A 3,027-nucleotide genomic window follows, 5' to 3' on the forward strand; every position below is an offset into this window, starting at 1 on the left:
ACCTGTTTGGCGACAACGTGCACGAGTTCTTGGCGCCGTGTATCTACGAAGGCGAAGGCGAAATGTTGGGGATGGCGTTCTTCAAGTCGCTGGTGAAACATCATGGCAAAGTCTTCTTCGAACCCATCGGCCGAACGCTCAGTGAGCTGGGAACCGCCAAGCCGAATCCGTTGAATCCGCGACATGCTTGGGCGCTTCGCAAACCGCTCTCCACCTATGCTAAATGGTGGGTGGGGCACCATGTGTCGGCGGCACGTTGGTCGCCGCTTCCTATGTCGGATCCGAAGTTGGCGGAGCATACTAAATTTGCACAGCGTTATTTGTCGCAAAGCGGCATGCGAATCAGCACGACGATGCGGACCTTTCAATTGAAGTTGGCGGATCGTCAATGCCGGATGTCGGCGCTGTCGCTGGACATCCAAAACGCGGTCGTGATGTTGGTCACCAGCTTGTATGCCAAGGCGTCCAATGATCCGGTCACCCGCGCTGCCGCCGATACGGTGTGCCGCGAATTGCAATTAAAGATATCCGGTGGGAAAGCGAGTAATGCCGATTTCCGTCAAGTCACGGAACTCGGCAGCCAGATTGCCTCCCAAGGTTGGAGTGAACTTGATGGAGTGGCCTCGGGAGAAATCATGATGCCATACAAGTAATCAGGCCCAATACGAGGTTGATCAAGCAGGTAGGCGGGAATGTTCAGATGAAATCCGTTAGTTGCATGGGCAAATGCTGTGAGGCCGTTCGTAGTGGAAATCTTCAAGGGCGTGGAACTCGTCAACGGCCCGCATACCGAACGACTCTTGCCTGCCTACTTCAAAAATTAACAATTCACAATGGCAAGATTAGGAACAAACAATGCACAGGAGATGACGACGTGGGAAATTCACGTCCGATGAGAGTTAGGAGAGGTTTAGGAGCCGCATCATGAATTTAGTCGACCTGTTTAGTTTTCGCGCCGCACCACGGCTGGATTCTCCTGAGGTGGAATCTCCGGGGAAAGAACAGCCCAATCGTCCTCGACGCGCTGTCATTGCGTTGGGAGGAGGCGGTGCACGCGGGCTCGCCCACCTCGGTGCAATACAGGTGGTCGGTGAGGCAGGAATTCAAACCGAGCGGTTTGTCGGAGTGAGTATCGGGGCGCTGGTCGGGGCCATGTGTGCTCTCGATTCAGAGACACGTCGCGTACAGGCTCAGACGATCGAATTTCTGTTCTCGCCGGCCTTTTCTCGCAATCAACATCTGTTGTTTGGATCTACCGGCTCGCGAATGGAAGATGCCGAATCGGGAGTGATGGCGTGGTACAACCGAGTCCGCTATCTGTATTCGGCTCACCGCCGTATCACCCGTGCGGCAACCCGCAGGTCATTGATGCCCGAGGCGATCCTGTCCGATGGCATCGAAGCACTCGTACCTGACATCAAGTTCTCGGACCTTCCCACGCCGTTAAGTATCGTGGCGGCTGATTTGCGCAGCGGCAATCGGATCGTGATCGAGAATGGGCCGCTACGAAAAGCGATCCAAGCGTCGATGGCGATCCCCGGCATCTTTCCTCCGGTCCAATGGGATGGCATGCAACTGTGTGACATCGGAGTCGTCGATGCATTGCCGTCCATGGTTGCAAAAACGTATGCCAGCGATTTAACCATCGCGGTGGATGTCGGTCAGACGCACTCGCACGTTGACGACTGCACCAACGCGCTGGATGTAATCATGCGGATGCAGGACATTGGCGAGTGCATGACCCGCCGAGAAAAAGCCGAGCTCGCCGATTTGGTGATCCGCCCCGAGATGCATGGAATCGATTGGTTCGATTTTAGTCATCCCGAACGTATCATTGACGCAGGACGTGAGGCTGCGCGACGGCGAATCGCAGTTTTTGCCAGCTAGTCTCCATCGACTCTTGTAAATGGAAGCTCGCAAACGCTGGGGTTGCGGTCGCGCGAAACCACCAACGGTCGGTCGATTCTCTTTGCCCTGTTCTCTTTGCCCTGTCTTCCCTTGGTCCGACACGTTCGCGGCCTGCTCGGGGTTGTTCCACTGGAACGTTTTCAGAATTAGCATAGGATCCGACGCCACCGTTGGATGTGGTGGGCGAGATCATGCTTCATCGGCGAACCGAGACACTGTGAATGACTCCGATTCCTCCCCAACTCAATGACCCGCCATCGGCAATGCCCGCTCACGATCTACGGTCCACCCAACCCACCGCCGAAGACATCGATCAACTGCGATTGCTTTCGATTTTCCACTATGTTGTCGGCGGGATCATCGCATTGATGTCGCTGATTCCCATTGTCCACGTGGTGCTTGGAATCGCGATTGTTTCGGGGGCATTGGATGATGCGAATGCCGATGGGACACCTCCGCCAGCCGTTTTTGGCTGGCTCTTCATTATCTTTCCCTCGTTGATGATCGGCATCGGGATGACAATTGCGTGCTGTGTCTTTGTGGCGGGCCGCAAGCTTGGGGCGTATCAGGCTCACTTGTTTTGTCTGGTGATGGCGGCAGTGGAGTGCATGTTCATGCCATTTGGCACCGTATTGGGGGTATTCACCATTCTGGTACTAATGCGACCAAGCGTGAAAGCGTTGTTTGGCAATTCGGCGGCGGCGACGACCGACGGGGGTGGGCGAAGTTAGAAAAGCGAAAGATTTGCGTTAATCCGCAAGGGGGGATTCCTCAACCATACAGCCGATGCAGTACGCACGATGGGAACGCAAAGGAGCGGATTTCAGAGCAAAATCCGCGGCGATTGCGTTGCTTTGAGTTGTGTAAAATAGCAGCTGCGCTTACAGTCAAGAGGGCGCCAGAGCACTTTCGGCGCAGACATCTTACGATATGTGAAGCCCTTTATGAATCAGCTGGAAAGCAGCCCCGCCGAAGTGAAAGCCCCCACGTTTGCCGAATTGCCGCTCGCGGACAAAGTCCAAGAAGCGATTGTGAAGTCCGGATACGAGTCGCCCTCCGAGATCCAAGCCGCCGTCATCCCCCATCTGTTGGAGGGACGTGATGTGATCGGCCAAGCTC

The 3,027-nt window shown here is 55.3% G+C and carries 2 protein-coding genes and 1 pseudogene; all 3 read left to right on the forward strand.

Going from position 1 to position 3,027, the window contains the following annotated elements; genetic code table 11:
• A pseudogene (locus RMSM_RS41140) lies at window positions 1-653 on the forward strand (acyl-CoA dehydrogenase family protein); the annotation flags it as partial.
• A gap of 271 nt (window positions 654-924) precedes the next feature.
• Entirely contained in the window at window positions 925-1,887 is a 963-nt protein-coding gene (locus tag RMSM_RS20460; protein WP_008700508.1) for a patatin-like phospholipase family protein, read from the forward strand.
• A 242-nt stretch (window positions 1,888-2,129) separates the two neighbouring features.
• Window positions 2,130-2,639 carry a hypothetical protein gene (locus RMSM_RS20465; RefSeq protein WP_008700511.1) on the forward strand — a complete coding sequence of 170 codons (510 nt, stop codon included), beginning with the start codon at window positions 2,130-2,132 and terminating at the stop codon, window positions 2,637-2,639.
• The last annotated feature ends 388 nt before the right edge of the window (window positions 2,640-3,027 follow it).

The sequence above is a fragment of the Rhodopirellula maiorica SM1 genome (genome assembly GCF_000346295.1).
Classification (GTDB): domain Bacteria; phylum Planctomycetota; class Planctomycetia; order Pirellulales; family Pirellulaceae; genus Novipirellula; species Novipirellula maiorica.